We start from the raw sequence: 26,646 nt of genomic DNA, 5'->3' as shown, positions 1-26,646 counted from the left end.
ACAGGCGCGCCGGATGACAGTGGCCCTGGTCGGCGCGGCGGCCGCGATGGTGCTGGGTGTGGGCGGGGCGATCGCCGTGGCGGACCAAGGCGGAGGGGCCTCCGGCCGTACCGCTGTGTCCGTGGATCCGTCCGACGGAGGAGGCACCTCCGGCGCCGACGCCGGCGGCGGTGACGGCGGCTCCGCTGGTGTGTCGGGTGGAACCGTCGGAGGTGACTCCGGCGGCAACAGTGGCGTCTCGAGCGGTACGGATGCGGGAGGGTCGGGCGGTACCGATGCGGGAGGCTCGGCCGGTACCGACCCGACCTCGGAGCCGTCCGGGTCCTCGGCCCCCACGGGCGAGCCCACCGCGCATCCCACGGCCCCCGCAGACCTCGACGAACTGACGAAGCGCATCGACAGTCTGGAGAAGAAGGTGGATGAACTGCCCACCAAGAAGGAACTGGCCGATGCCCTCCGCGCCTTCGCCGACGCGCTGGAGAAGCAGGGCTGAGCCACCCGGGGCGCCGCGCGCCGCGGAACCGTCGCTTCCGGGATGGGGGAGGGTCTCGGATTTAATCGGTGGTGCCGCGCCCCGGGGTGGGGCTATGGTTCTGTTCGTTCCAAGGCGCGGCTGTCTGTCGCTGCCGAGGGACGTGGTGTTGGTTCGTTGAGAAGAAGCAGGAGGTGAGGACATTGATGACTGTCGCTGCGGTGGGCACTGCCCGCATTCAGGAGTTCATCATCGTTTCCACCCCTGTGGTCTCCGGCTGACACCTCTTCTTCGCCGGGACCACCCTTTGAAGGGTTTCCCGCGTTGTTCAACGCTTCGCTCAACTCGTCTTCTCTTTCCACTGCTCAGCACCCTCTCGCCGCTCACGGCTGGGACGAGGGCTGGGCTGCCGAGTTCTCCCCGTACGCCGAGCAGGGCCTGGTGCCCGGCCGTGTCGTACGCGTCGACCGCGGTCAGTGCGACGTCGTCACCGCCGACGGTCTCGTGCGGGCCGACACCGAGTTCGTGGTGCCGCGCGACCCGATGAAGGTCGTGTGCACCGGCGACTGGTGCGCCGTCGATCCCGGCGGGGATCCCCGGTACGTACGGACGCTGCTGCCGCGCCGCACCGCATTCGTGCGCTCGACGTCCTCCAAGCGTTCCGAGGGCCAGATCCTCGCGGCCAACGTCGACCACGCGATCATCGCGGTCTCGCTCGCCGTCGAGCTCGACCTCGGCCGTATCGAACGCTTCCTCGCCCTGGCCTGGGAGTCCGGCGCGCAACCGCTGGTCGTGCTCACCAAGGCGGACCTCGTGCCGGACGCCACCGGGCTCTCGTACCTCGTCGAGGACGTCGAGACCACGGCGCCTGGCGTGCAGGTGCTGCCCGTCAGTTCGGCCACCGGCGACGGTGTCGACGTGCTCTCCGCGATCGTCTCGGGCGGTACGAGCGTGCTGCTCGGCGTCTCCGGCGCCGGAAAGTCCACCCTCGCCAACGCCCTGCTCGGCGAGGAGATCATGGAGGTGCAGGCCACCCGCGACATCGACGGCAAGGGCCGGCACACCACCACCACCCGCAACCTCCTCGCGCTGCCCGGCGGGGGAGTCCTCATCGACACACCGGGGCTGCGCGGCGTCGGGCTCTGGGATGCCGAGGCCGGGGTCGGGCAGGTGTTCTCCGAGATCGCGGAGTTCGCCGCCGAGTGCCGGTTCCACGACTGCGCCCATGAGGCGGAGCCGGGCTGTGCTGTGCTCGCCGCGCTGGAGGACGGGTCGCTGCCCGTGCGCCGGCTGGAGAGCTACCGCAAGCTGCTGCGCGAGAACCAGCGCATCGTCGCGAAGACCGACGCCCGGCTGCGCGCCGAGATCCGTAAGGACTGGAAGGCGAAGGGAGCGGAGGGCCGGGTCAACATGGAGGCCAAGCGCGGCAAGGTCCGCAAGCCGTGACACGGTGAGCGCCGTGTCCGAATTCCGCCAGCCGGAGCGCGCGTGCCGCTGCACACTGGACTCGTGATGATGGACGACGAGACCAGTTACGAGGCGGTGAGCAGCCGTGACGCGCGCTTCGACGGGGAGTTCTTCTTCGCGGTGAAGACCACGGGGATCTACTGCCGGCCGAGCTGTCCGGCCGTGACCCCCAAGCGCAAGAACGTCTGCTTCTACCCGACCGCGGCGGCGGCCCAGGGCTCCGGCTTCCGGGCCTGCCGCCGCTGTCGCCCCGACGCGGTGCCGGGGTCGGCCGCCTGGAACGTACGGGCCGACACCGTCGGCCGGGCCATGCGCATGATCGGCGACGGGGTCGTCGACCGCGAGGGCGTCCCCGGTCTCGCGGGGCGGCTCGGCTACAGCGCCCGCCAGGTGCAGCGCCAGCTGACCGCCGAGGTCGGCGCGGGCCCCGTCGCCCTGGCCCGGGCCCAACGCGCCCACACCGCACGGCTGTTGCTGCAGACCACGGCCCTCCCGGTCACCGAGATCGCCTTCGCGGCCGGGTTCGCCAGCGTCCGTCAGTTCAACGACACGATTCGCCAGATCTACGCCCGCACCCCCACCGAACTGCGCGCCGAGTCCGCAGGACCGGCGGTCCTGACGGCCGCCGGCATCCCGCTCCGGCTCGCCTACCGAGGTGCCTACGCCCGCCGGGAGGCCTTCGATCTGCTGGCCTCGGAGGCGATCGGAGGCATCGAGGAGATCGTCGGCGCCCCCGGCGCCCGCACCTTCCGGCGCTCGCTTCGGCTGCCGTACGGCTCCGGGATCGCTGCCGTCGACGAGAAATCGGGCGGCCGCTGGCTGGACGCGCGGATCCATCTCACCGATCTGCGCGACCTCACCACCGCCGTACAGCGGCTGCGCCGTCTCTTCGACCTCGACGCCGATCCGTACGCCATCGACGAGCGCCTGGGCGCCGACCCCCGGCTCGCCCCGCTGGTCGCGGCCAGGCCCGGGCTCCGCTCGCCCGGTACGGCCGACCCTGAGGAGTTCGCCGTCCGGGCGATCGTGGGCCGAGAGGCCGCCGGGGAACTCGTGGAGACCCGTGGGGAATTCCTCGACCGGCCATGCGGCGGACTCACCCGTCTCTTCCCTGATGTACGGGAGTTGGGCCTTCTCGACGGCGTACGACTCGACCCCGGCGCCGACCGCGACGAGGCCGAACAGGCGCTGCTCGCCCTCGACGGGGTGAGCCCCGAGACCGCCGCGCTGATCCGGATGCGCGCCCTCGGCGACCCGGATGTCGCCCTCGGGGGCGAGGGCGACGACGAGGCGTGGCGGCCTTGGCGGTCGTACGCCGTACGGCACTTGGCGCTCGGGGCGGTCAGTTCAGACCCCAGCTGTGGATCTTGACCGGGTGGATCCGGATGAGCTCCTCGCTGAAGTGCGGGCCCAGGTCGTGCGGACCGGTCAGCAGCTCCGCCTCCCCGCGGATCTCCACCCCGCGCACCGTCCACGGCTTGAGGCTCACCACGTCGTCGACGACCAGTGAGGTCTTCGGGTTGGACTGGAGGTTGCGCCATTTTTTTGTGGTTCCAAGTGCAAATCCCCCGATCAGGACCGTGCCGTCCTCCTGCGGGAAGAATCCGACCGGATTGGCCTGCGGCTGGCCCTTGGGGTCCACGGTCGCCAGCCGGCCGAGCCGCTGGGACTTGAGGTACGCGCGTTCCGCCTCGCTGAATTCGCTCATGTGCCCAGCATCGCGCGCGTACCCCTCCCCGCACATCGGAGATCGGTCCTAGGACCAAGGAATCAGGCGGGCAGCCCCCAGGCGGCCGCGGGCGCGTTCGGCGTCACGGGCCTGATCGTCAGGTCGGGGCTGTCGCCCGCCGCGGTGATCAGTGCGGACTCGCCCCTGCGGAGCTCGATGCGCACGGTGGCATCGCCCAAGTCCTCGTAACGGAGCGGCTTCCCGTGCCGGCCGGTCACCTCCACGGCCCCCGCGATGCCATGGCGTACGACACAGGGCGCACCCGCCTCGCTGGTCAGCCCGACCCAGCGGGTGGCGCCCTTCTCCCGTACGGCACTGAGCAGGAAGGCCCCTTGCGTACGGAAGTCGTGCAGCGTCAGATCCGCCCAGGCGGCCGGGACGGCGGGGAAGACCCTGACCGTGCCGCCCCAGGACTGGCAGAGCATGTCGTGCAGCGACTGGGCGGCGGCGAGCGGGGTCTCGATGACCGGGCCCGACTCCTTGTACATGGTGTTGGGCTGGATGTACTTGGTCATCAGCTCGCCCAGGTACTTCAGCGCGTCCTCGCCCTTGCCGAGCAGCGACGAGATCGACGAGGCGCCGGTGTACGTATAGCCCTGGAGGGCTCCGGTGAAGCCGACCCAGTGGCTCAACGACCTCTCGATCAGGGCGACTTCGTCCGGGTTGCGGCCCGTCATCTCGTACAGCGGATAGACCGCGAGCAGATGCGAGAAGTGCCGGTGCGAGACGGCGAGCGGAGTGCCCGCGCCGATCATCAGGCCGTCGGGTCCGGTCGGATACGGGGTGAGCTTGGCCAGCACCTCCTGCCAGCGCGCCTTCAACGGGTCGTCGATGCCCAGGAGTTCGGCCGATTCCAGCAGGGTTCCGCAGCCCCAGGTGAGCAGCATCAGGTCGAAGTTGCAGTCGGGGCTGGTGCCGTACTCGGGGGAGTAGGTGAGGGGCAGGTGGAGCTTGCCGTCCGTGCCCGGCTGCAGGAAGTGCAGGTAGTAGTTGACGGTCCTGCGCAGCAGCGGGAAGACGGTGTCGCGCAGGATCGACTCGTCCATGGTGTGGCGGTAGCTGAGCCAGACGTTGTGCAACGCCCAGGTGAGGCAGCCGACTTCGGGGACCGGGGTGGCCTGGCCCGGGATGCCCAGCGGGAAGGTCGAGCCGTCGAGTGCGCCGCCGGCGCTGAGCGTCATGTCGGTGGTGCGGGTGATGCCCGCCGAGTCGGCGCGGTAGCGCGGGTCGGTGGTCTCGACGAGGGTCTGGCGGTACTCGCTGATGGACCGCGTCAGCGCGTCGAGTTCGAGGTGGTTGGAGCCGTGGATCATCCAGTACTCGAGCTGCGCGTTGAGGTTCCACCAGGTGCCGGGCCAGGGCGTCGGCTCCAGCCAGGGACCCGAGGTGGCCATCACGGGGGCGTCCGCGCGGGCGGCCGAGGCGATCTTGTAGAGCTGGATCCAGTAGAAGCGCTGGAGCCGTGCGTCGGGCACCGACAGGAAGCTCTTCCTGTAGTAGCGGTGCCACCAGGCGCGGTGGGACATGGCATGCAGGTCGTACGAGACCGAGGACGCGCCCCGCACCAGCTTCACGGCGCGGTCGCGGGCGGTGGACCTGGGGAAGGAGTGGGCGACGGTGACGTACAGCGTGCGAGCCGTCCCCCTGGTGCGCTCCCGCCAGGCGGTGACGTGCTGGCCGCCGGAGAGCAGCGGCTGGACCGCCGCGCTCACCCCGTCGTCCGTCTCCTCGGTCACGGCCGGGGGATTGCCCGTGTAACCGGCCGGGAGCGGCTTCGAGGCGGCGCGCGGGCTGATCGCGTCGGCCGGGTGGAAGACCCAGCGGAAGTCCTTCTCGCCCTCGCTCGGGGTGATCTCGACGGCCAGTACGGAGAGCGAGTTGTGGACCAGGGCCCGCAGGGTGAGGGTGCCCCGGTCGGTGGTGAGGGTGCCCGTGAGCTCGGCGTCGCGCAGGCCCAGGCGCCAGTCGAGCGCGGTGATGGTGCCGACGGGCTCCAGGGTGAAGTAACCGATGGGCAGCCGAGCCAGGCCGAAGAGCGAGCCGAACTCGGGGCGGTGGTCCTGGACCTCGGAGTGCTGGACGTTGAAGCGGATCGCGTTCTTGCCCGGCTCGGCGTAGATACCGGAACCGAGGTAGCCGTTGCCGAGGTACGGGCCCTCGTACCAGGTCTTCGGCATCTTCTGCCAGCGCAGATCGGCGTCGTCGAGCACCGTGCGCCAGCTGTCGTCCGAGGACCGGATGCCGATGCCGCTGGGCGGCGGGGCTGTCGATGCGGCCGCCGGTGCGGAGGCCTGGGCGGGGACGGTGGACGCGCCTCCCGCCAGGAGGGCCCCGCCGATCGCCGTACTGGTGGCGAGAACGGTTCGTCGGGACGGTACTGATGCGTTTCCCACGGCGCCTCCTGGCGACTCATACCCATGCATTCATCCGAGCAATCCCAGGATGGAAGGTAGGCATGGTGCCGGAGAGCGTCAATACTTATGGATAGATCCGATGTGTAAGGTCTTCCGATCCCTGACCCTCAGCCCCAGAGGAGCGCGCCCACCCACGCCCCCACGACCAGCAGGCAGGCGAAGAGCTCCACCAGCACCGGTGTCCCGACGGCCCGCATGACCCTGCGCGTGGAGGCCCAGCCGTCCCGGTGGCTGCCCAGGCGCGCCCGCTCGGCTCCGTAGATCCCGCCGAGGAAGCCGGCCGGACCGCCGACCACGGGCACCAGGAAGAACCCGGCGATCCCGGCCGCCCCTCCGGTGTACAGGGTCCGCCGCGGTGCCCCGGACTCGGCGGGGCGCCGGGCAGGCAGCAGTGGTCGCAGGGCCAGATTCAGCAGCAGTACGGCGGTCGCCCCGGCCAGCACGCCCCAGGCGAGCGGGGTGGTGTCGGTCAGCGCCCACCAGGCGACGGCGGCCCAGACGATCGCCTGCCCCGGAACACCGGGCACCAGTACGCCCAGCAGGCCGAGCAGCATCACCAGGCCGACCGCGAGGAGCTGCCACACACTCATCTGCCAAGGGTGCAGGATGCCGGGCGTCACCGCAGGTCCAGCCTGTTTCAGGGGTGATCCCGCACCCAGCCCGCGGCGCGCGCGTGCCAGCCCAGCTGGAGGCGGGTGCCGACACCGATCAGCGCCATCAGGCCCTTCACCCTGCGCTGTACGGTCCGCTCCACCAGGCCCAGCTGCTTGGCGACGCTGACATCGGTCATCCCGGCGAGGAGCAGCGAGAGGATCTCCAGATCGGTGGCGTCGGGGCGTGCCGCCCCCTCCCTGGCCGTGATCCCGTCGGGGCCGATCCGCAGCGGCACCGCCTCGCGCCACACCGACTCGAAGAGCCCCATGAGTGCCTCCAGCAGCCCGCTCGCCCGGCTCACCAGGACCGCGGGGTCCGCGCCGCGCCCCAGCAGCGGCATCAGCGCCCGGCTGCCGTCCGCGATCACCAGCTTTGTCGGTACGCGGTCGACGACGCGGACCTGCTCCTCGCGCCCCAGTGCCGTCAGGAGCTCCACCCGTCCGGTCGGTGAGTCCAGCAGCGCACGCTCGACGACCACCCGGTAGGAGACGCCGCGCACGGTGGCCGGCTCCTCCGCGTCGTTCTGCGTCCCCGTCACCACGTCCGGGTTGGCCGTGACCAGAGCGCACACCTCCCGTGCCGCCCCCTGCTGGAGCTGGTGGAAGCGGTGCGCGACGGCGCTCGCGCCGGTGACCACCTCGACCAGGTCGTGCACGCCGGGCGCCGCCGGATCGCCCCGGTACTCCTCCGCGAGCCGGGCGGCCGTCCGTTCCGCCTGCCGCAGCTCGCGCCGCTGCTGGGCCAGCAGCGCACCCAGCGCGGCCCCGGGCGGGGCGGCCACCCACCGCTGCGAACGGCCCGGCGTCCTGGCGGCGAGCCGCCGCCGCTCCAGGCCCCGCAGCGCGTCCTCCGTATCGGCCTCGGAGAGCGCCAGGCGCCGCGCCAGAGCGGACACCTCGGCGGAGCCGAGCACCACCAGCGCGCGGTACGCCGACTCGCGCCGCTCATCGAGCCCCACCACTCCCAGCACTGCGACAGCCCTTCTTCGTTCCGCTGCTCCGCCGTACGCCGAGGCGGGAAACAGACACGGCGCATAACCGCCAGCAGCATCTTCTCTTTACCGCCCGTACCTCTGCCACTGTGGCGCCACCGCAGCACCAACAGCACCTGGAACAGGGACCTTTGTGTCCATATTTCCGCAATGACTTGGGGAGAAGCATGCGCCGGATACCGCGTACAGCCCTGGGAGCGGCCATCGCCGCTGTCCTGGCTGCCACCGCGGTCGCGCCGTCGGCGGCCACGCCGCAGGACGGCACGACCGGGAAGAGACCGCTGGTCGGCAGCGATGCCGGAGCGGAGAAGCAGGGCAGGCCCGTCACCGTCACGCTGGTCACCGGCGACAAGGTGCGGGTGACCAAGGGCGGTTCGGGCCGCAGCAGCGCCGTCGCCCTGCCGCGCGAGGACGGCACGCAGCCGCTGGTCGAGACCCGGCAGAGCGGCAAGGACCTGTACGTCTACCCCGAGGGTGCGGCCGCGGCGATCGCCGCGGGCAAGGTCGACGAGCAGCTCTTCAACGTCACCGGGCTGATAGCCCAGGGGTATGACGACGCGCACGCCAAGTCGATCCCGCTGATCGCCACGTACGACAGCTCCGTCGACGTCGCCCGCAGCGCCCCCGTCGCCCCGCGCGGCGCACAGCGCGGACTCGTCCTCGACTCCATCGGCGGCGTCGCGCTCAAGGCCGACAAGACCAGGGCGGCGGACTTCTGGGCGGACGTCACCACGTCCCGTACCCGCTCCGTCTCCACGCTCAAGAAGCTGTGGCTCGACGGCAAGGTGAAGTCGCTCCTCGACGCGTCGACGAAGCAGGTCAACGCCCCGCAGGCCTGGGCCGCCGGATTCACCGGCAAGGGCACCAAGGTCGCCGTCCTGGACACCGGCGCGGACTTCGAGCACCCCGACCTCAAGGGCCGGGTCACCGGCTCCAAGAACTTCACCGACTCCGACACCGCCGAGGACCGCCAGGGCCACGGCACCCACACCGCCTCCACCGTGGGCGGCTCCGGCGCGGCGAGCGACGGCCTGCAGAAGGGTGTCGCCCCCGGCACCGACCTGCTCATCGGCAAGGTCCTCAACGACAGCGGCTCGGGCATGGACTCCTGGATCATCGCCGGAATGCAGTGGGCGGTCGACCAGAAGGCCGACGTCGTCTCGATGAGCCTCGGCAACCCGAGCGAACTCGACTGCACCGACCCGATGAGCGCCGCCACCGAGCAACTCGCCCAGAGCACGCAGACGTTGTTCGTCATCGCGGCCGGCAACTCCGGACCCGCTAACAACACCGTCTCCTCGCCCGGCTGCGCCCCGAGCGTGCTGACCGTCGGCGCCGTCGACAGCGAGGACGCCACCGCGTCCTTCTCCAGCCGCGGCCCGGTCCTCACCGCCCACACCCTCAAGCCCGAGATCACCGCCCCCGGCGTCAGTATCTCCGCGGCCAGCATGGGCGGCCGAGGCGTGTACGCGTACCAGTCCATGTCCGGTACGTCGATGGCCACCCCGCATGTCGCGGGTGCGGCCGCCATCCTCAAGCAGCGCCACCCCGCCTGGACCGCCCAGCAGATCAAGGCGGCCCTGGTCTCCTCCGCGCAGACCGACATCCCCGGCGACGTACGCGAGACCGGCGGTGGCCGCCTCGATGTGAAGGCCGCCATCGACGAGCAGATCCTCGGCGCCCCCGCCGTCCAGGGCGGCACCTTCAACTGGCCCCAGGACAAGAGCGACAGGACCACCGTCGAGGTCCCGTACACCAACACCGGCTCCACGCCGGTGAAGCTGAACCTCGCCGTGCGGCGGGTGACCGGCAACGACGGCACCACCGTGCGTTCGTCCGTCGCCTCGCCGGCCAAGAGCACCGTCACCGTCCCTGCGGGCGCGACCGTCAAGGTCCCGCTGCGCATCGACCCGACCGCGCACCTGGCGAGCGGCCAGTACGGCGATGTCACCGGCCGCCTCGTGGCCACCGCCAAGGGCATCAGCGTCTCGACGCCGTTCGCCCTCTACGTGGAGCCCGCCACCGTCACCCTGCGGGTCAAGGTCGTCGACCGTACGGGCAAGCCGGCGAACGGCGTCTCCTCGCTCGACGTGATCGGCACCGACACCGCCACCGGCGAGCGCCGCTACAACGAGGGCTCGGCCGACCAGGTCTACCGGCTGCGCCCCGGCGCCTACTTCCTCTCCTCCTTCGTCGTCTCTCCCGACACCGCGGACGCCACGGGCACCCTGCCCAAGTCGGTCTCCTACCTGGGCCGTCCGCAGCTGAACCTGACGAAGGACACCACCGTCGTCCTCGACGCCCGCAAGGCGCACCGCCTCTCGGTGAAGACGGACCGCCCCTCCGAGGCGCAGAACACCACGCTCGCCTTCGGCCGCACCTGGGCACCGACCTGGCTGCACGCCGGCTCGATCAGCGGCGGCGGGATCGTCGATGACTACTACGCGGACGTCCAGGGCGACGCCCGCAACGGCGCGTTCGAGTTCGGCAGCTACTGGAGCCTGTACGCCCCGCAGATCGCGTCCCTCTCCGCGGTCGGCGGCCCCGAACTCCACCCGGTCACCGCGAGCACCGGATCGGTCAACCTGGACGGCACGGGCTCCGCAGCCCTGGTGAACGCGGGCAAGGGCACGGCCGCCGAGCTCGCCGCCGCCGGTGTGCAGGGGAAGATCGCGCTGGTCGAGGTCCCGGACGGCGAAACCAGCCTCCAGACCGTCGCACAGCTCGCCAAGGACGCGGGCGCCAAGGCCGTCATCGCCCACCGCGCGGCCGCAGGCACCTGGCAGCCCACCACCAGCTTCTTCGGTGCTCCGCCGCTGCCCGGCCTGGCCGTCGAGGCCGCGGAGGCCAAGGCGCTCCTCGCCAAGCTCGCCGGCGGTCCGGTGACGCTGCGCTGGAAGGCGACCGCCAAGAGCCCGTACGTCTACGACCTGGCCTTCCCCGAGACCGGCCGGATCACCTCCGACCGCACCTACCGGGTCGAGGACAGGAAGCTCGGCAGGAACGAGGCCGACTACCGCGCCATGGGTGTGGTGGCCGACTACTCCGACTACGTCACGGCCACCCCCTCCTACGGGCAGCCCGTGGGCGTCTCCGGCTTCGCCTGGGTCCCCGCACCGGGCACCCGCACCGAGTACTACACCCCGGCCTCGACCGCCTGGTCCCGCATGGTCTCCTCCAGCCTGCCCTTCGGCGAGACCATGGTGTCGCCGGACCGCACGTACAAGGCCGGCCAGAAGATCAGCGAGAGCTGGTACGCAGGCGTCGTCGCCCCCGGCACCCCGCACGACAGCGCGGGCAAGGAGGCGCTGGCCGCGGAGCGCCAGGACAATCTGATCGGTGTCGCTCCGGGCTTCTGGCGCGACAGCGAGCACGACGGGATCGCCGGCGGGTTCGGTGACATCGGCGGCATGACGCTGAAGCGCGACGGCGAGCAGATCGGTGACAGCGGCTACCCGTTCGGGGTGTTCACGGTTCCCGCCGAGGACAGCGCGTACGAACTGACCCTCTTCACCCAGAGGTTCGGGATCCCGTCCAAGGTCTGGAAGCGCTCCACCGGAACCCTCACCACCTGGTCGTTCCGCTCACACCGTGACGAGAAGGTCTACTCGCAGGGCATCCCGCTCCTCTTCCCGGTCTACCAGCTGCCCGAGGACGGCCTGAAGACCCTCCCCGCGAAGGACGGTCAGAAGATCACCCTGAGCGCCACGGGCCACGCGGGCTACACCCCGGGTGCGCTGGTCAAGGCGGCACTCTCGTACTCGTACGACGAGGGCGAGACCTGGACCGAGGCCAAGGTCGCACAGCAGGGCGGAAAGTGGGTGGCGACCGTGGACCACGCGGGCGCCGACACCGCGAAGACCGTCACGCTGAAGACCGAACTGACCGACGCGGCAGGCAACGCGGTCTCCCAGACCGTGACCGACGCGTACGGACTGCGCTAGAAAGACCGGTCCGCCGGGCGTCTCTCCCGTGGGGGGTGGGGCTGCCCGGCGGACCTTTTCGTGCGTTCAGGTACGGGCCACCCAGCCCTTTTCGTACGCGTGCCAGCCCAGCTGGAGCCGGGTGGTGACCTCGGTCAGCTCCATCAGCCCCTTGACCCTGCGCTGCACGGTCCGCAGCCCCAGGTCCAGTTGCTTGGCGACGCTCGCATCGGTCATGCCGGCGAGGAGCAGCGACAGGATCTCCAGATCGGTCGCATCGGGTCCGCCCGCCTCCTCGCCCGTGACCGTCCCGCCCTCGCCGAGCCGCAGCGGCAGCGCGTCGCGCCACACCGAGTCGAAGAGCCCGATCAGCGAGTCGAGCAGCCCGCTCGCATGGACGACGATCGCCGTCGGCTCCGTGCCCGAGCTCACCGTCATCGGGACCATCGCCAGATTGCGGTCCGCCACGATCAGCTTGGTCGGCACCCGGTCGGCCACCCTGAGCTGCTCACCCCGCTCCAGGCCTGCCGCCAACTCGCTGATGGAATTGGGCAGTTCGAGCACATCGCGTTCGAGTACGAGCCGGTAGCCGACCCCGCGCGTGGTCGCCAGCTCCTCGGCCTCGTTGTTCTCCTCGGGTGCGACCGCGATCGGCGGACCCGTCACCAGCCCGCAGATCTCCTCGGTCGCACCCAGCTGCATCTGCAGGAAGCGCTGGGCGATCGCGCTGGCACCTGTGACCACTTCCACCAGGTCGAGGGCGGCAGGCGAAGTCGCCTCCGACCGGTACTCCTGGGCCAGCAGCGCAGCCGCCAGCTCCGCCTGGTCCAGCTCGTGCCGCTGCTGGGTGAGCAGCGCACCGAGCCCCACACCGGGCGGCGCGGCGACCCAGCGGCCCGTACGCCCTGAGGACTGGGCGGCGAGCCCGTGCTGCTCCAGGCGCCGCAGGGCGCGCTCCGTGTCGGACTCGGGGAGCGAGAGGCGGCGTGCGAGGTCGGGGACCTCGGCCGCGCCCAGATTCACGAGCGCGCGGTAGGCCGTCTCCTGGAGGTCGTCGAGTCCTATGGCGCCGAGCAAGGTGCACCTCGTTCCGTTCCACGTCGTGGGTGGCGGTTCTGTGCCACGGCGGATTCCCGCCGCGGCACATCATCGCTGCTCGGGGCAGGTTTCTGCCAGAGTGATCCAGCCGTTGAAACGGATCCGTGGGGAACCCGACTCCGCCCGGCTGCTCTTCTGTGGGGGGAGTGCAGCCGGGCGGGCAATTCCGCGCACCCTGTACCAACCCCCGCCCATCGATGGACAATAGGGGCATGAGTCAGCAGGGGGACAGGCACGCCGCCGCCGAGGACGACTGGTGGGGCAAGCTGTACGAGGACGAACCCGCCACCGGCGCACCCACCGACACCGACACCACCGCCGCCTCCGGCGGTGACACCCTGGACGACCGCTTCGACTCGGCCGCGGACACGGTGAGCGCCTCGCCCGCGCACGACGAGATCCCCCCTCAACGCACCCGCGCCCCCTGGGAACCGCCCCTGGAGGACGCCACCCCCGCCGAGGACGGCTGGGGCTTCACCCAGCGCTTCGGCGCACCACCGGCACCACCGGCGCCGCCGCAGCCGCAGGCACCTCCGAGCCCCGCAGCGCACGTGCCGCAGGCGGCGGAGGCGGAAGCTCCCGACGCGCAGGAGCCGCGGACGTCCGACGCCCCGCCCGCACCCGAACCGCCCGCACCCGAACCGCCCGCACCCGAACCGCCCGCACCCCCCGCCCACAAGCCGACCGTCCCCGACCTGCAGGCCCACCCGCGCCATGCCGCCCCCGGCCCCGTGCTCTCCGAGCCGTCGCCGCGCCCCCGCGCCGCCCACATCGGCGACGGGCCTCCCACCTACGACGCCGAGCCCACCGCGCTGCCCGCCGCGCACCCCGACGGGCTCGACGAGCTGATGGCCGACACCGTCCTGGACGGCGCCCGCTACGGCACGTACACCCTGCGCGCCGCCTCCACCCGCGGCGACTCCGCCCGCTTCCGCGGCGAACCCCGCCGCGACGCCCTGCTCACCGCCCGTTTCGGCAGCGGCGAGAGCAGCCTCGTCCTGGTCGCGGTCGCCAGCGGCGCCCGCGCCGCCGAAGGCGCGCACCTCGCCGCGGCCGACGCCTGCCGCTGGATCGGCGGGGCGGTGGGCCGCAGCCACGTACGGCTCGCCGAGGACATCCGCGCGGGCCGCAGGGGCGACCTGAAGTCCGGACTGCACCGCCTCACCGACCGCGGTTACGGAAAGCTCCGCGCCCGCGCCGGCGAACTCGGCCTGGAACCCGACGAGTACACCGCGAGCCTGCGCTGCCTCCTGCTCTCCGGGGACCCCGACTGCCGCAACCGCATCTTCTTCGGCGTCGGAGGCGGCGGCCTCTTCCGCCTGCGCGACGGCGCGTGGCAGGACATAGAGCCGCTGATCCCCGAGCCGTCCGCCGTCACCGGAGCCCCCGTCGTCGGCTTCGGCTCCGCCCCCTCAGAGACCCCCGAGGGCGACCGCCTCACCATGGACCTCGGCATCACCACACCCCCCTCCCCGTACGTCCAGGGCCCGCTGCCACCGCCCTCCGACCCCTTCCGTTTCCGCGCCTCGGTGGCCCGCCCCGGCGACACCCTGCTGCTCTGCAGCGGCGGACTGGCCGAGCCGCTGCGCGGGGAGCCCGCCCTCGCCGAGGAACTCGCGGAGCGCTGGGGGCCAGGCGATCCGCCCGGGCTCGCGGCCTTCCTGGCCGACACCCAGCTCCGGGTCAAGGGGTACGCGGACGACCGTACGGCTGCAGCAGTCTGGGAGGCGTAACGCAGCGGCCCATGGGTTGATGGATCCATGGCCAAGCAGAATGTCGCAGAGCAGTTCGTGGACATCCTCGTCCGCGCCGGAGTCCAGCGTCTCTACGGAGTCGTCGGCGACAGTCTCAACCCCGTCGTCGACGCGATCCGCCGCACCCCCGAGATCGAGTGGATCCAGGTCAGACACGAGGAGACCGCCGCCTTCGCGGCCGGCGCGGAAGCCCAGATCACCGGCTCCCTCGCCGCCTGCGCGGGCTCCTGCGGTCCCGGCAACCTCCACCTGATCAACGGCCTCTACGACGCCCACCGCTCCATGGCCCCCGTCCTCGCCCTCGCCTCGCACATCCCCACCAGCGAGATCGGCCTCGGCTACTTCCAGGAGACGCACCCCGACCGCCTCTTCCTGGAGTGCAGCCACTACAGCGAGCTGATCTCCAGCCCGAAGCAGATGCCCCGCCTCCTCCAGACGGCGATCCAGCACGCGATCGGCCGCAGCGGGGTGAGCGTCGTCTCGCTCCCCGGCGACATCGCTGCGGCCCCCGCCCCCGACAAGGCGATCGACCATGCCCTGGTGACCGCGCGTCCCTCCGTACGCCCCGGGGACGCCGAGATCGAGAAGCTGGCCCGCATGATCGACGAGGCGAAGCGGGTCACGCTGTTCTGCGGCAGCGGCACGGCCGGAGCGCACGCCGAGGTGATGGAGTTCGCCGAGCGCGTCAAGTCCCCGGTGGGGCACGCGCTGCGCGGCAAGGAGTGGATCCAGTACGACAACCCGTACGACGTCGGCATGAGCGGGCTGCTCGGTTACGGCGCCGCCTACGAGGCCACCCACGAGTGCGATCTGCTGATCCTGCTCGGCACGGACTTCCCGTACAACGCCTTCCTCCCCGACGACGTGAAGATCGCCCAGGTCGACGTACGCCCCGAACACCTCGGCCGCCGCTCGAAGTTGGACCTGGCCGTCTGGGGCGACGTGCGCGAGACGCTGCGCTGTCTGACCCCCCGGGTGAAGGCGAAGACCGACCGCAAGTTCCTCGACAAGATGCTGAAGAAGCACGCGGACGCCCTCGAAGGCGTCATCAAGGCGTACACCCGCAAGGTCGAGAAGCACATCCCGATCCACCCCGAGTACGTCGCCTCGGTCCTCGACGAACTGGCCGACGAGGACGCGGTGTTCACCGTCGACACGGGCATGTGCAATGTCTGGGCGGCGCGCTATCTCTCGCCCAACGGCAAGCGCCGCATCATCGGCTCGTTCAGCCACGGCTCGATGGCCAACGCGCTGCCGCAGGCGATCGGCGCACAGTTCACCGACCGCAACCGCCAGGTCGTCTCGATGTCCGGCGACGGCGGCTTCTCGATGCTGATGGGCGACTTCCTCACCCTGGTCCAGTACGACCTCCCGGTGAAGGTCGTCCTCTTCAACAACTCCTCGCTCGGCATGGTCGAACTGGAGATGCTGGTCGCGGGGCTCCCTTCCTTCGGCACCCACAACCACAACCCGGACTTCGCGGCCATCGCGAAGGCGGCCGGTGCGTACGGAGTGCGCGTGGAGAAGCCCAAGCAGCTCGCCGGCGCGCTGAAGGACGCCTTCAAGCACAAGGGCCCCGCGCTGATCGACGTCGTCACCGACCCGAACGCACTGTCGATCCCGCCGAAGATCAGCGCCGAGATGGTGACCGGCTTCGCGCTCTCGGCCAGCAAGATCGTCCTGGACGGCGGGGTGGGGCGGATGGTCCAGATGGCCCGCTCCAATCTGCGCAACGTCCCCCGCCCCTGAAGTGGAGTACGTCGCACCCCCGCTCACCTGCATCGATGTGCCGGAAGCGGGGCGAGATCGGGCTCGATCCGGCGGACGGGTCCTAGGGCCATGCGGGTGGAAGAGGGAGCCGGGTGGCGCAGTATGCGCTGAGTCGCGGAATTGTCACATCACGTGACCATCACGCCACACCAGTCACAGGAAAGGTCTGTGACGCACATGTCTTCCAGCCGTCGCCTCGGCCGTATTGCCGCCACTGCCGTCGCCGCTGTCGTCATCACGGGCATGGCAGCCCCGGCCGCCCTCGCCGCTCCGGCCCCGGCTCCGGCCGCCGCCTCCGTCGCCCCGATGCCGGGCGACACCCCGATCAAGGGCGGTCTCCTCAACCTCGACCTCTCCGCCGCCGTCGACCTCGAGGCGCACGGCATCGTCGCCGCCGCGGTCAGCGGTGCGGTCCAGGCCGACGCCGGTATCAACCTCAAGGTCGGCGTGGGCAGCAACCTGATCCACAAGCACCACAAGCTCGTCGGCGGCACCGTGAAGTTCAAGGGCGGCGTCCAGCTGTCCAAGGGCCGCAAGAAGGTCCTCGTCTCGAACATCGTCCTCGACGTCCGGACCAACGTCCTGACGGCGACGGTCGGTGCCAAGGCGCGGGTCAAGCTCGGTGTCCTGACCGGCGACGGTGCCCAGCTGGTCTCGAACAGCGGCTCGGTCAACGCCGACATCGTGATCAACGGCGGCATCGTGCTGGACGCGGGCGCGGCCGTCCTGATCGACGCCGGTCTCGGCTCCTGCGTCTTCGCGGACGCCGGCATCGTCATCGGTGCCAACGTCGACGCCAATGTCGACCTGGACGTCGACCTGGCGATCGCGCTCGGCCTCGACGCCGACATCGACCTGAGCCTGGGCCTGGGTGCCCTGCTCGACGCGGACGTGGACGCGAGCATCAGCATCCTCTAGTACGGCCGCACGTTCCCCTTCACCGGCGCCCCCCGCCCTGGCTTGCTGGCAGGACGGGGGGCGCCGGTGTGCGCTCAGCCCCGGGCGGGCCGCAGTCGCAGGGTCAGGATCTGGAAGGGCCGCAGGCTCACCTCCAGTCCCGCCTCATCGGTGTCGGCATCGCGCAGAGGCCGCTCCAGGAGGTCCGTCACCTGCGCCGATACGACGGGGAAGCCGACCTGGATCCTGGCCGTGGCCCGGTCGCCGGCCGACTCGTAGAGCCGTACGACCACATCCCCGCTGCGGTCCTCCGCCAGCTTCACCGCCTCGACCGTGATCGCGTCGTGCTCCACCCGCACCAGTGGCAGCTGCTCAGGTGCGTCCGCCACCCGCAGCGGCAGATTGAGCGCGAGGCCCTCCTGTACGGCCCGGGTGGCGTCCGCGCCCGGCAGCAGCGCATAGCGGAACCGGTGGACGCCGAGGTCGGTCTGCGGGTCGGGGCTGTGCGGGGCGCGCAGCAGGGTCAGGCGCACGGTCGTGCCGAGGCCGCCCTCGTGCGGGGTGCGGGTCACATCGTGGCCGTACGTCGAGTCATTGAGGACCGCGACTCCGTACCCGGGCTCGGCGACCCGCAGCCAGCGGTGCGCGCAGATCTCGAAGCGGGCCGCGTCCCAGCTGGTGTTGGCGTGGGTGGGCCGGTGGACATGCCCGAACTGGATCTCGGCGGTGGACCGTTCGGCGTGGACATCGAGGGGGAAGGCGGCCTTGAGCACCTTCTCCGATTCCTGCCAGTCCACCTCGGTGAGAACGTCGATGCGAGGACTCGCGACGTCCAGGCGCAGCTCCTGGATGATCCGGGACGAGCCGAAGACCCGTACCACGCGCACCGCCGCCCGCAGCGGGCCCTCCTCGACCAGCTCGACGGACTCGGCCCCGGTGAGGTCGGTGTGCGAGCGCCGGTAGTGACGGTCGATGTCCCAGGCGTCCCACTGGTTGGGGTGGTCGGGGTGGAGCTGGAGGAGGTTGCCGCGGGTGCCGGGGGCGAGGACCTCGCGGCCGGCGGTCAGGTCCCGTACGGAGGAGAGCAGGCCGTCCGCGTCCACGGTGACCCTCAACACCCCGTTGTCCAGGACGAATACTCCGTCCGCGCGGCTCGCGGTGACCGTCCGTACGCCGTGGGGGAGGCCGCCCGCCGCGGCCAGTGGCGCGGACGCCAGCGGCGGCACGCGCAGGGCCGCCGCCGTGGAGCCGTCCGACAGCCGCTGCACGGGCAGGGCGGCGGGGGCGTCGGTGGAAGGGTCGAGCTCGACCACCGACAGGCGCCCGTACGGCGAGGAGTTGAGGACCGCGGGGCCCGCCGCCGCGCCCAGCGCCGCCACCGACACCGCGATGATCCCCTCCAGCTCCTCCCGTACCCGCTCGTAGGTCTCCCGCGCCTCGCGGTGCACCCAGGCGATCGACGACCCGGGCAGGATGTCGTGGAACTGGTGGAGGAGGACCGTCTTCCAGATCCGGTCCAGATCCTCGTACGGATACGGCGCGCCCGTCCGCAGCGCGGCCGCCGTCGCCCACAACTCGGCCTCCCTGAGCAGGTGTTCGCTCCGCCGGTTGCCCTGCTTGGTCTTGGCCTGTGTGGTGTACGTCGCCCGGTGCAGCTCCAGATAGAGCTCGCCGGACCAGACCGGCGCCTGCCCGCCGTACTCCTCCTCGGCGGCCGTGAAGAACGCCGAAGGGCGCTCCACCGTCACCCGGGGGGAGCCCTCCAGGTCCCGTACCCTGCGCGCCTTCTCCAGCATCTCGCGGGTCGGGCCGCCCCCGCCGTCGCCCCAGCCGAACGGCACCAGCGAGCGCGAGGCCCTGCCCTTGTCGGCGAAGTTCCGCTCCGCATGGGCCAGTTCGGCTCCATGGATCTGTGAGTTGTAGGTGTCCACCGGCGGGAAGTGGGTGAAGACGCGCGTCCCGTCGATGCCCTCCCACCAGAAGGTGTGGTGCGGCATCTTGTTGGACTGGTTCCACGACAGTTTCTGGGTGAGGAACCACCGGATCCCCGCCAGCTTCGCCAGCTGGGGGAAGGCGGCCGTGTAGCCGAAGGAGTCGGGCAACCAGATCTCCTCCGTCTCGACCCCCAGCTCCTCGGTGAAGAAGCGCTTGCCGTGCACGATCTGACGGGCGAGCGCCTCGCCGCCCGGCATGTTCGCGTCCGACTCCACCCACATGGAGCCCACCGGAGCCCAATTGCCGTCCGTCACCGCCTTCTTGATGCGCTCCCAGATGTGCGGCTGGTGCTCCTTCACCCAGGCGTACTGCTGCGCCTGCGAACAGGCGAAGACCAACTCCGGGTAGTCGGCGGCCAGCGCCGTCACATTGGCGAAGGTGCGCGAGGCCTTGCGCACCGTCTCGCGCAGCGGCCACAGCCACGCCGAGTCGATGTGCGCGTGCCCGGCCGCCGAGATCCGGTGCGCGCTCGCCTCCGCGGGGCGGGCCAGTGTCTCGGCCAGGGCCGCCCTGGCGGCCGGTGCCGTGCCCGCCACATCATGCAGATCCAGCGCGTCGAGCATGTCCTCCAGCGCGCGCAGGATCTCGTGGCGGCGTCCCCGGTCCCCGGGCAGCTCGGCCATCAGCTCCGAGAGCACCTCGATGTCAAGGATCAGATGCCAGACGTCCTCGTCGAGTACGGCCAGATCCGCAGACGCGAATCGGTAGATCGGCCGATCCCCTGCGGTCGTGATGTCTCCCAGCAGGGTGGGCCCGAAGCCGTGGAGCACGGCCGGATTCGAGGCCGCCTCCAGGAGCAGACGTACCTCTTCACCGCCCTCGGCGGGGGCGCCCACGGGGATGTGCCGATTGCGCGGGTGGATGCCCTTGAGCGGGACACCGGACGCGTCGTACATCAGCCCCTCGGCCTGGAAACCGGGACCCTCGCCGGTGAAGCCGGGATCGACGACCGCCTCGACCCGGCGGCCCGCCCACTCCTGCGGAACGCTGCCCTCCAGCCTGAACCAGCTGGTGGACCAGGGGCTTCCCCACTCGGTTCCGGCGGCGAAGGGCGCGAACTCGCCCCTCAGCGCCTCGGCCACGGGCACGGGCTCGCCGGGCGCATGCCAGACGGAGAGGGCCAGCGGCACTCTCGCGGCGTACTGCGCGGGGCGGATGAACTGCTGAAGCGCCCGCTCCAGACGTCCTTCCACCAGCTGTCGGTCGTCATGCATCACGGCTCCTACGGGTCATGAATCGGCTCGTGCACAGGGGTGTACTGCTTCACTTCCCGTGTGAAGTGCCGTGCATCCCGCAGGGGTTGTTGATGAATCGACAAGCGTGAGCGCACGGCTGCGGGGCATGCATCTCGTGAAGGTGTTCGAGTGGAAGAGGGCAAGTTCACGTAGGGGTGGGGGTTATGACTGGGCGTCAGGGAGGGGCTGGGTCCGTGACCGACGGACGTCGCCGGGATCCTGGTGCGGACGGCGACGGCCGTCGGGTACAGCTGCGCCGCAGACTCGGCTCATCGGATCTGCCGGCGATCACAGAGGTGAGACGTGCCCTTCGGGAGCTGCTGCGGCACTGGGGAAGCCCCGCTGTCGCGGAGGTCGCCGAACTGCTCACCAGCGAACTGGTGACCAATGCACTGGTCCATACGCCGGACGGGGCGGTGCTCACGGCCACCGTGGGTACGAACAAACTCCGCGTCGAGGTACGGGACTTCATGTCGACGCTGCCGAGGATGCACGCGCCGGGCAGCGACGAAGGGACGCACGGCCGGGGCCTGGTCCTCGTCCAGGCGCTGTCCGACGCCTGGGGCGTGCATGCGCACGGGATGGGCAAGGTGGTGTGGTTCGAGCTGGACGGCGGCCGGGTGTGAAGATCCGGCACACCGTCCCGACTCGGTTCGAGATCAGCCGAATTGCTGCTCGAGATCCTTCAGTTTCTGCTCCAGGGAGTCGAGCCGGGGCAGCGTCTGGGTGTCGTCCTCGGCGGTGAGGTCGACAGTGACGGGCTCACTGCTCGTGACGGCCTGGAGGGAGGGCCTGGCGCGAAGGGGCAGTTGTCCGTTCTCGGGTATGGCAGGCTCCGCGACGGCCTGTGCGGAGTTCACGCCGGGCGCGGTGCCCGCCGTGACCTCCACCTGGCGGCCGCCGCGGCCGCGCCCGAAGGACCTGTGCTGCCGGCTGATGGCCTTGAGATGGGCCCGCTCCAGCTTCTCGTGCTCCCGCCTGCGGAGACGGTTCTGCTCGTCCTGCCTGCGGTCCTCGCGCACCTCGTCGACCGCCTCGTCCAGCGTCCGTACACCCTCCAGGAGCATCAGCGACCAGGCGCCGAAGGTCTCCCTGGGGGCGCGCAGCCACCGTACGATCCGGATCTGCGGCAGCGGGCGCGGTACGAGACCCTGCTCGCGCAGCGCCGCCCTGCGGGTCTGCTTCAGGGCGCGGTCGAAGAGCACCGCCGCCGAGAGCGACATCCCCGCGAAGAACTGCGGGGCGCCCGCGTGGTCCATCCCGCGCGGCGCGTGCACCCAGTTGAACCAGGCGGCCGCACCGGCGAACGTCCACACCAGCAGCCGCGAGCCGAGGGCCGCGTCGCCGTGGCTGGCCTCGCGCACGGCGAGCACCGAGCAGAACATCGCGGCGCCGTCGAGGCCGAAGGGGACCAGGTACTCCCAGCCTCCGGTGAGATCCAGGTTCTGCCGGCCGAAGCCGACCAGGCCGTGGAAGGAGAGTGCGGCGGCGACCGCCGCACAGCAGAAGAGAAGGAGATAGGAGGCGGTGCCGTAGACCGCCTCCTTCTGGCGGCGGCGCTCCTCGGTGCGTTCCCAAGTGTCGTCGGAGGACTCGGACTTGGTCGCGGTGCGCTTGCCGCGAGCGAGCACCGCCACCGCCACCAGGACCCCCACGAGCATCACGCCGCCCGGAAGCAGCCAGTCCAGAGATATGTCGGTCAGTCGCATGCGGTGTCCCTTGCATCGCGTCAGTGCCTTTGCGCCGCCATGTTGGCCCAGTTCCGACAGCCGTCGAAGAGTTTCGGGACAACAGGACGCCAAGGGGCCCTGATAGGTGCGATTGGGTCGAACTGCCGTACGCGCGACTCGGGTTGGGTTCGAATTCAGTCAGCCGAAAGAGGGGCGTCGGCAGCGAGCCGTGCCACTCGGTCGGCGTCACAGGTGCGCGGACAGGTGACGCACGTGTCCTCGGGCCGCAGCGTGTAGAAGAGGCAGCAGCTCGCCCGGTCCCGGGTGGGCAGCGGCTCGCCGCGCGGTCCGGTCAGCTCACGGAAGCCCGCGGTGCCGACATACGGGGCCGTCGTGCCCGGCAGCAGGCGTTCAAGCTCCGCCATGCCGCGCCCCTCCTCGCCGAGCAGATGCGCGATGTACCAGAGGCCCTCGACGATCTCGTCGGTCGCCATGCCCCACAGGGCGCGCTTGCCGCGCCGCATCCGGGGCCCGAAGCCCTCCAGGACGGCGCCCAGGTGCTCGGCGACGGCCGCCCTGACCTCTGCCCGCAGGGCGTCCTCGTCCCGTACGACGTGGGCGCCGGGCAGCGAGGCGGCCGGATCGCCGGGCAGGCAGGCGAATTCCTCGGTCCGTACGGTCATCCGTCCCAGCGTCCGGTGGAAGGCCAGGGACTCCACGGGAACGCGGGGCACCCGGCGGTGCAGGAACCAGGGGACGGTGATCAGCAGGCAGGCGGGCCAGGCGTAGCGGTGGAAGCCGAAGGAGGCGATGACGTCGGGTCGCGCCTGCTGTCCGTAGTCCCGCAGCACCTGCGCGTTGTCCCAGGCCAGGAAGGCGTCGAGGGCCGGGCCTCCGGTGGCGAGATCGCTCGCGGTCACCCAGTCGGCGCCGCTCGGGGGCTGCTCCTGGCCCGTCAGCTCCCTGATGGAAAGCCCGGGGAAGACCTCGGTCAGGCGCGCGTAAGCGGCCGTCGTGGGTCCTTCGACAAGCGTGGGGACGGTCATGCAGGGGACCACCGAATCGGGATCGTTTTGCAGGTAAGCCTTACCTTACCCAAGGAATTCGATGTTTCAACTCGGGCCGTGTCCGCCTATCGTGCTCTGGGGGCGGAATGTCAGACAGGAGAATCCCGGTGGAGCAAGGCAGAGCGCGCGAGGCCGCATCCGCGCAGCCGTATGCGTCCGTCCGGGTGCCGCAGCAGGGCGGACAGGCGCACGCGCAGGCCCGCGGCGAGCACACGCACAGCGAACCGCCCGCCCCGCGGCTCGTCCAGCGCCACTCCGTGCGCGGGCAGATCCTCGACGCTCTGCGCTCGGCCCTCGTCGACGGCGAGCTCGTACCCGGCGAGGTGTACTCGGCGCCGGTGCTCGGCGAGCGCTTCGGGGTCTCGGCCACGCCCGTACGCGAAGCGATGCAGCAGCTCGCGGTGGAGGGCGCCGTGGAGGTGGTGCCCAACCGCGGCTTCCGCGTCGCCGAGCGCAGTGCGCGCGAGCTGGCCGAGCTGGCTGAGGTGCGGGCACTGATCGAGGTCCCCGTGATGCTCCGCCTCGCCCGCACCGTCCCCGTGGCCCGCTGGTCCGAGCTGTGGCCGCTCGCCGAGGCGACCGTGGCCGCCGCGGCGGTGGGCGACCGGGCCGCGTACGCCGAGTGCGACCGCGCCTTCCACCGCGCGGTCCTCGCCCTCTCCGGGAACCAGCAGCTGGTCTCCGTCGCCGACGACCTCCACCGCCGCTCCCAGTGGCCGCTGGTCAGCGCCCCCGCACCGCGCCGCGCCGACCTCCTCGCCGACGCGGCCGAGCACACCGCGCTCCTGGAGGCCCTGATGGCTCAGGACCTCACCGTCGTCCAGTCACTCGTACGGGAACACTTCACGGGCTCAGTGAGCTGACCCGCCGAGCCGCGCCGCCAGCCAGGTGGGCACACCGTCCAGGAGACGGAAGAGCCGCTTCGCCTCGGTGCGCAGCCGCGTCGCCTCCGGCTCCGTCTCGGTCTCCGCGAGCGAGACGAGCACGGGGGCGGTGCCCACCAGATAACCCAGCTCCTCCTGTATCCGCAGGGACTCCGAGAAGCCGTGCCGCGCCTCGGCCAGCTCGCCCTCGGCCAGCGCGAGCGAGGCGAGGTGGAGCCAGGTGAAGGAGAGCAGCAGGGGCTGGTCGTGGGCAGTGGCGCCCGCGTGGGCGCGGCGGTAGGCGGCCCTGGCGGACTGCGGGGAGTCGGCCAGGTTCTGCGAGATCAGGCCCCGGCGGAAGTCCAGAAGGGGGCGGCCGGGGGCGCCCGGCGCGATGAGCGCTGCGGCCCTGCCCAGGGCGGCGCGGGCCTCGTCGGCCCGGTCCCGTACGCCCAACAGGGTGGAGGCGTAAGCGAGTTGGCCCCGCTCGCTGGCCGCGGCGCCGCGCGAGTCGTCGTCCCTGGCGAGGGCTTCGGCCGTCCGGAGCGCGTCCTCCGCGTCCGTCCAGCCCTGCTCGGTGTACAGACACCGTTCGCTCAGCAGCGCGGCCCGGTGCAGCGCGGCCTCGGCGTCGGCTTTCGCGTGCGGCTCCAGCAGGGCGGCCGCGTCCGCCCAGCAGCCGCGCGAGCGCAGCCGCCATACCGCGGTCTGGAGCGGAGGCGCATCACCAGGTGTCGTTCCGTGACCAGACATGGCGGTAAACGCCACATTGCCCTCCCCGAGCACGCCATTGAGCTGTTGAGTATGCGCGCATCTCAACACGGATTGGCGTGCCCGGCCAAGGGGTTGGGTGAATCAATTCACAAACGTCAGCTCATCCTGAGCGCCAGAAAGAAGTCCAGCTTGTCCTCGAGGCGCGACAAGTCACGGCCCGTCAATTGCTCGATCCTGCCCACCCGGTAGCGCAGGGTGTTGACGTGCAGATGCAACCGGGTGGCACACCGCGTCCACGAACCGTCGCAGTCCAGGAAGGCCTCGAGGGTCGGAATCAGCTCGGCGCGGTGGCGCCGGTCGTAGTCCCGCAGCGGGTCCAGGAGACGGGCCGTGAAGGCACGGCGTACGTCGTCGGGCACGAAGGGCAGCAGCAGGACATGGGACGCCAGCTCGTGGTGGCCCGCCGCGCAGACCCGCCCGGGCCTGGCCGCCGCGACACGCCGCGCATGCCTGGCCTCCTCCAGCGCACCGCGCAGCCCCTCGGCCGAGTGCACCGAGGCGGACACGCCCAGGGTCAGGCGCCCGTCGTCGGCCAGACCGGCCGAGAGCGGCTCCCGTACGGCTGCCAGCAGCGCATCCGCGTGCAGCCCCGGAGCGGAGTCGTCCTCGCCCTCGGCACCGGAAGCCACCGAAGGCAGCGGTACGAGGGCGATCGCCTCGTCCCCGGCGTGCGCCACGGCGATCCGGTCCGACTCGACCAGGATCTCCTCCAGCAGCGACTGCGCGACCGGCCCCGAGTCGAGGTCGGCGCCGCCGGCCTGGCCGTCCTGCGACCACTCCACCTTCGCGACCACGACCTGCCAGTGCGGGGCGGAACCGAGCCCCGGCAGCAGCACCGGGGCCGCCACCCGCAGCCTGGCGGCGATCTCGGCGGGCGCCGCGCCCGTCTGGACCAGCTCCAGGACCTCCTGGGCGAGCCTGCGCCGTACGGTGCGCGCCGCATCGCGGCGGTCGCGCTCGACGGCGATCAGCTGTGTCACGCCCTGCAGCAGATCCAGCCGCGCCGCAGGCCAGTCGCTCGCGTCAGCCTCGACGGCGAGCAGCCAGTCGGAGAGCACGGTCTCGCGGACGTCGCGCGCCGCGGTCACCGCCGTGCCGCGCCCGTTGTTGCGGATCGGGAAGAGCGAGTACGTGGTGCCCTTGAGCGTCACCCGGTGCGGTCCCCGGCGCCCGGTACGGGTCGCGGCCAGGTGTTCGCCCGCGAGCAGTGCCGATGTCTCCGCGTCCAGATCGGCGCCCGCCCCCGCGATCTGGCGGCCGGTGGGGGAGAGCACCCAGGCGTGCAGGTCGAGGTCGGTCGTCAGCAGGTCCAGGACCACATCGGGGCCACCGCCCGCCGGGCCCGACGTCATGAGCCTGCGGTGCCGGTCGACGACCGCCGCCAGGTCCCCTGCGCGCTCGCCGGAGACCTGGCGGACCACGTACTCGGTGATGCTGGCGAAGGCGACGTCCTCGCTGACCGCGAAGAGCGGCAGCCGGTTGCGTACGCACGCCTCGACCAGGTCGTCGGGGATGTCGCCCTGCTCGGCCTCACCGGCCGCGAGACCGGCGACCCCGGCCGAGGCCAGGATGCGTACGAACGGCTCCGAGTCCTCGGCGGTGTGCCGCCAGGCGAGCCCGGTCAGGACCAGCTCGCCGCCGGCCAGATAACGGCTCGGATCGCGGAGGTCGGTGGTCATCACCCCGCGGACGGTGCGGTCGAGCTCGTCCTCGCCGCCGAGCAGCCGCAGGCCCAGCACCTCGGTGTCCAGCAGTGCGCGCAGCCGCATCTCGTCGTCGCCGCCGTTCCGTCTCGTGTCGGCTCGTCCGTGTCCGGATGTTGCCCGTGGAAATCAGAGAGGTTTCTGAACCTCGCCTTTCGTTCGAACATACA

General features: G+C 71.3%; 19 protein-coding genes. 9 read left to right on the top strand and 10 right to left on the bottom strand.

From position 1 onward, the window contains the following. Window positions 1–13 precede the first annotated feature (13 nt). From AB0H78_RS07470 to AB0H78_RS07460, 3 genes are all read left to right on the top strand, one after another. Complete coding sequence (locus AB0H78_RS07470) at window positions 14–493, top strand: hypothetical protein (protein WP_363233309.1); 480 nt, start codon at window positions 14–16, stop codon at window positions 491–493. Between the two features lie 303 nt (window positions 494–796). Further along, window positions 797–1,918: a ribosome small subunit-dependent GTPase A gene (gene rsgA / locus AB0H78_RS07465; RefSeq protein WP_363233308.1), complete on the top strand. Its 1,122-nt coding sequence runs from the start codon at window positions 797–799 to the stop codon at window positions 1,916–1,918. A 69-nt stretch (window positions 1,919–1,987) separates the two neighbouring features. Further along, a complete protein-coding gene (locus AB0H78_RS07460; protein WP_363233440.1) occupies window positions 1,988–3,310 on the top strand; it encodes an AlkA N-terminal domain-containing protein in 1,323 nt (440 codons plus the stop codon). On the opposite strand, the gene AB0H78_RS07455 is transcribed toward AB0H78_RS07460, so the two are convergent. The 4 genes from AB0H78_RS07455 to AB0H78_RS07440 form a co-directional block, all read right to left on the bottom strand. After that, window positions 3,282–3,647 (bottom strand): PPOX class F420-dependent oxidoreductase, encoded by a 366-nt coding sequence (locus tag AB0H78_RS07455; RefSeq protein ID WP_363233307.1) that lies wholly within the window; start codon window positions 3,645–3,647, stop codon window positions 3,282–3,284. The two genes, AB0H78_RS07460 and AB0H78_RS07455, sit on opposite strands and share 29 nt — an antisense overlap. Before the next feature lie 62 nt (window positions 3,648–3,709). Continuing rightward, window positions 3,710–6,061: a Tat pathway signal sequence domain protein gene (locus AB0H78_RS07450; protein WP_363233306.1), complete on the bottom strand. Its 2,352-nt coding sequence runs from the start codon at window positions 6,059–6,061 to the stop codon at window positions 3,710–3,712. Between the two features lie 128 nt (window positions 6,062–6,189). Then, window positions 6,190–6,672 (bottom strand): DUF456 domain-containing protein, encoded by a 483-nt coding sequence (locus AB0H78_RS07445; RefSeq protein ID WP_363233305.1) that lies wholly within the window; start codon window positions 6,670–6,672, stop codon window positions 6,190–6,192. 47 nt (window positions 6,673–6,719) lie between these two features. Beyond that, window positions 6,720–7,706 carry a helix-turn-helix domain-containing protein gene (locus AB0H78_RS07440; protein WP_363233304.1) on the bottom strand — a complete coding sequence of 329 codons (987 nt, stop codon included), beginning with the start codon at window positions 7,704–7,706 and terminating at the stop codon, window positions 6,720–6,722. A gap of 188 nt (window positions 7,707–7,894) precedes the next feature. Between AB0H78_RS07440 and AB0H78_RS07435 the strand changes: the two genes are divergently transcribed. After that, the gene (locus tag AB0H78_RS07435) at window positions 7,895–11,671 is read left to right on the top strand and encodes a S8 family serine peptidase (protein ID WP_363233303.1); all 3,777 of its coding nucleotides are present in this window, start codon (window positions 7,895–7,897) and stop codon (window positions 11,669–11,671) included. 66 nt (window positions 11,672–11,737) lie between these two features. On the opposite strand, the gene AB0H78_RS07430 is transcribed toward AB0H78_RS07435, so the two are convergent. Next, entirely contained in the window at window positions 11,738–12,727 is a 990-nt protein-coding gene (locus AB0H78_RS07430) for a helix-turn-helix domain-containing protein (protein WP_363233302.1), read from the bottom strand. A gap of 233 nt (window positions 12,728–12,960) precedes the next feature. Here AB0H78_RS07430 and AB0H78_RS07425 point away from each other — a divergent pair, with 233 nt between their 5' ends. The 3 genes from AB0H78_RS07425 (at window position 12,961) to AB0H78_RS07415 (ending at window position 17,190) form a co-directional block, all read left to right on the top strand. Then, a complete protein-coding gene (locus tag AB0H78_RS07425) occupies window positions 12,961–14,481 on the top strand; it encodes a protein phosphatase 2C domain-containing protein (RefSeq protein ID WP_363233301.1) in 1,521 nt (506 codons plus the stop codon). 27 nt (window positions 14,482–14,508) lie between these two features. Next, window positions 14,509–16,251 (top strand): pyruvate dehydrogenase, encoded by a 1,743-nt coding sequence (locus AB0H78_RS07420; protein WP_363233300.1) that lies wholly within the window; start codon window positions 14,509–14,511, stop codon window positions 16,249–16,251. Between the two features lie 198 nt (window positions 16,252–16,449). Next, on the top strand, window positions 16,450–17,190 hold the full coding sequence (locus AB0H78_RS07415) for a hypothetical protein (RefSeq protein WP_363233299.1): 741 nt from the start codon (window positions 16,450–16,452) through the stop codon (window positions 17,188–17,190). Between the two features lie 74 nt (window positions 17,191–17,264). Here the strand turns inward: AB0H78_RS07415 and AB0H78_RS07410 are convergent, their stop codons facing one another. After that, on the bottom strand, window positions 17,265–20,378 hold the full coding sequence (locus tag AB0H78_RS07410) for a glycoside hydrolase family 38 C-terminal domain-containing protein (protein WP_363233298.1): 3,114 nt from the start codon (window positions 20,376–20,378) through the stop codon (window positions 17,265–17,267). A 215-nt stretch (window positions 20,379–20,593) separates the two neighbouring features. On the opposite strand from AB0H78_RS07410, the gene AB0H78_RS07405 reads away from it, so the two are divergent. Continuing rightward, complete coding sequence (locus AB0H78_RS07405) at window positions 20,594–21,025, top strand: ATP-binding protein (RefSeq protein ID WP_363233297.1); 432 nt, start codon at window positions 20,594–20,596, stop codon at window positions 21,023–21,025. Window positions 21,026–21,058: 33 nt separating this feature from the next. Here the strand turns inward: AB0H78_RS07405 and AB0H78_RS07400 are convergent, their stop codons facing one another. Together AB0H78_RS07400 and AB0H78_RS07395 are read right to left on the bottom strand one after the other, a co-directional pair. Next, window positions 21,059–22,108 (bottom strand): DUF2637 domain-containing protein, encoded by a 1,050-nt coding sequence (locus AB0H78_RS07400; RefSeq protein ID WP_363233296.1) that lies wholly within the window; start codon window positions 22,106–22,108, stop codon window positions 21,059–21,061. Between the two features lie 155 nt (window positions 22,109–22,263). Continuing rightward, window positions 22,264–23,115 carry a (2Fe-2S)-binding protein gene (locus AB0H78_RS07395; protein ID WP_363233295.1) on the bottom strand — a complete coding sequence of 284 codons (852 nt, stop codon included), beginning with the start codon at window positions 23,113–23,115 and terminating at the stop codon, window positions 22,264–22,266. 128 nt (window positions 23,116–23,243) lie between these two features. On the opposite strand from AB0H78_RS07395, the gene AB0H78_RS07390 reads away from it, so the two are divergent. Continuing rightward, entirely contained in the window at window positions 23,244–23,999 is a 756-nt protein-coding gene (locus AB0H78_RS07390) for a GntR family transcriptional regulator (protein WP_363233294.1), read from the top strand. Here the strand turns inward: AB0H78_RS07390 and AB0H78_RS07385 are convergent. After that, window positions 23,988–24,752, bottom strand: a complete 765-nt coding sequence (locus AB0H78_RS07385; RefSeq protein WP_363233293.1) for a hypothetical protein — start codon at window positions 24,750–24,752, stop codon at window positions 23,988–23,990. The two genes, AB0H78_RS07390 and AB0H78_RS07385, sit on opposite strands and share 12 nt — an antisense overlap. 116 nt (window positions 24,753–24,868) lie before the next feature. Further along, entirely contained in the window at window positions 24,869–26,542 is a 1,674-nt protein-coding gene (locus AB0H78_RS07380; protein ID WP_363233292.1) for a PucR family transcriptional regulator ligand-binding domain-containing protein, read from the bottom strand. Window positions 26,543–26,646: the final 104 nt, after the last annotated feature.

Origin of the sequence: Streptomyces sp. NPDC050738 (assembly GCF_040654175.1) — a bacterium.
Lineage (GTDB): Bacteria > Actinomycetota > Actinomycetes > Streptomycetales > Streptomycetaceae > Streptomyces.
Note: the sequence above shows the minus strand (reverse complement) of the source record. Positions and strands in the feature narration are given on the sequence as shown.

Bases quoted from the DNA above. Each gene is read 5' to 3' on its own strand.
- AB0H78_RS07435 (WP_363233303.1), top strand. From the start codon at position 7,895: ATGCGCCGGATACCGCGTACAGCCCTGGGAGCGGCCATCGCCGCTGTC.
- AB0H78_RS07415 (WP_363233299.1), top strand. From the start codon at position 16,450: ATGTCTTCCAGCCGTCGCCTCGGCCGTATTGCCGCCACTGCCGTCGCC.
- AB0H78_RS07410 (WP_363233298.1), bottom strand. From the start codon at position 20,378: ATGCATGACGACCGACAGCTGGTGGAAGGACGTCTGGAGCGGGCGCTT.
- AB0H78_RS07425 (WP_363233301.1), top strand. From the start codon at position 12,961: ATGAGTCAGCAGGGGGACAGGCACGCCGCCGCCGAGGACGACTGGTGG.
- AB0H78_RS07395 (WP_363233295.1), bottom strand. From the start codon at position 23,115: ATGACCGTCCCCACGCTTGTCGAAGGACCCACGACGGCCGCTTACGCG.
- AB0H78_RS07445 (WP_363233305.1), bottom strand. From the start codon at position 6,672: ATGAGTGTGTGGCAGCTCCTCGCGGTCGGCCTGGTGATGCTGCTCGGC.
- AB0H78_RS07380 (WP_363233292.1), bottom strand. From the start codon at position 26,542: ATGCGGCTGCGCGCACTGCTGGACACCGAGGTGCTGGGCCTGCGGCTG.
- AB0H78_RS07420 (WP_363233300.1), top strand. From the start codon at position 14,509: ATGGCCAAGCAGAATGTCGCAGAGCAGTTCGTGGACATCCTCGTCCGC.
- AB0H78_RS07455 (WP_363233307.1), bottom strand. From the start codon at position 3,647: ATGAGCGAATTCAGCGAGGCGGAACGCGCGTACCTCAAGTCCCAGCGG.
- AB0H78_RS07470 (WP_363233309.1), top strand. From the start codon at position 14: ATGACAGTGGCCCTGGTCGGCGCGGCGGCCGCGATGGTGCTGGGTGTG.
- AB0H78_RS07460 (WP_363233440.1), top strand. From the start codon at position 1,988: ATGGACGACGAGACCAGTTACGAGGCGGTGAGCAGCCGTGACGCGCGC.
- AB0H78_RS07385 (WP_363233293.1), bottom strand. From the start codon at position 24,752: ATGTCTGGTCACGGAACGACACCTGGTGATGCGCCTCCGCTCCAGACC.
- AB0H78_RS07400 (WP_363233296.1), bottom strand. From the start codon at position 22,108: ATGCGACTGACCGACATATCTCTGGACTGGCTGCTTCCGGGCGGCGTG.